2 protein-coding genes are annotated in these 1274 nt (G+C 68.0%); both read right to left on the reverse strand.

Annotated elements, in window-relative coordinates; genetic code table 11:
- A partial coding sequence (gene tnpC / locus WG922_RS21905; RefSeq protein ID WP_340285167.1) for an IS66 family transposase occupies window positions 1-960 on the reverse strand: 960 nt, incomplete at its 3' end.
- Between the two features lie 68 nt (window positions 961-1028).
- Window positions 1029-1274: IS66 family insertion sequence element accessory protein TnpB (gene tnpB / locus WG922_RS21910; RefSeq protein ID WP_340285166.1), on the reverse strand; the 246-nt coding region annotated here is incomplete at its 5' end.

Below are 1274 nucleotides of genomic sequence, written 5' to 3' on the forward strand. Positions count from 1 at the left end.
CTTGTAGCCCGAGTAATCGTCGCAGATCAGCGTGCCGCGCCAGGCGCCTTCGCCGGGGTGGCCCAGGAACTGCGCCGGGTAGCGGCCCGCGCGGCCTTCGGCGAAGTCGAACACCACTAGCTTGTCAGGGGACCACGCGGTGCTGCAGTAGGTCCACAGGTAAGCGCGGTGCGTCTTGCCCGCGCCCGGATCGAGTATGGCCACCGGCGTCTCGTCGGCGTGCAATACGCTGTGCGTGCGCAACTCGCTACGCATGGCGTCCACCAGCGGCTGCAGCTGCACGCCACAGGCCCCGATCCACTGCGCCAGCGTGGAACGCGGGATCGCCAGGCCGGCGCGTGCGTAGATGCCTTCCTGCCTGTACAGCGGCAGGTGGTCCGCGTACTTGGCCACCAGCACCTGCGCGAGCAGGCCCGTGGTGGGAATGCCCTTGTCGATCACGTGAGGCGCCACCGGCGCTTGCACGATCGTCTCGCACTTGGCGCAGGACCACTTGCCACGCACGTGGCGCTCCACGGTGAACACGCCCGGCACATAGTCCAGCTTCTCGGCAATGTCCTCACCGATGCGCTTCATCTGGCAACCGCAGGCGCAGGTGGTGCTCTCGGGTTCGTGGCGGATCTCCCGGCGCGGCAAGGCCGCCGGCAACGCGGCGCGTTTGGGCTGGCGTTTTTGCTCACTGACCGCAGCCACCGGCTGCAGCGCCTGGATCTCGCGCGAGACGGCCTCCAGGTCAGCATCCAGTGTCTCGTCCAGCAGCTCGCGCTGCTCGGCGTTGAACCGCTCGGACTGCGCGGCGAACTTCAGCCGCTTGAGCACCGCGTTCTCGTGCGTGAGCTTGTCGATGATGGCCTGCTTGAAGGCGATCTCGCGGTTGTGACGCTCCATCTGCTCGAGCATCACCCGCATCGCTTCGCGCATTTGCTGCGCGTCCAGCGAGTCCAGGTCCTGCGTCGAGATCATGGACAGCGATCATGCCGTCATCGGCGGCCCTCGGGCATTGGCGCTTTGCCCGATTGCTCGCTTTCTCAGATCACGCGAATGATCCCCGCATCGCCCAGACGCTGCCAAGGCAGGCCCAGCGCCAGCGCGTCGAGCTGCTCGCGGCTCAGACCCACCTGGCCGCCGCCCTGGGGCCACACGAAGCGCCCCGCGTTCAGACGCCGCGCCGCCAGCCACACCCCAATGCCGTCATGCACCAGCACCTTCAGGCGCGTGGCGCGCCGGTTGGCAAACAGGTACGCGTGGTGAGGCCGGGCCTCGCCGAACACCGC

Origin of the sequence: Ramlibacter sp. AN1015 (assembly GCF_037726105.1) — a bacterium.
Classification (GTDB): domain Bacteria; phylum Pseudomonadota; class Gammaproteobacteria; order Burkholderiales; family Burkholderiaceae_C; genus Ramlibacter.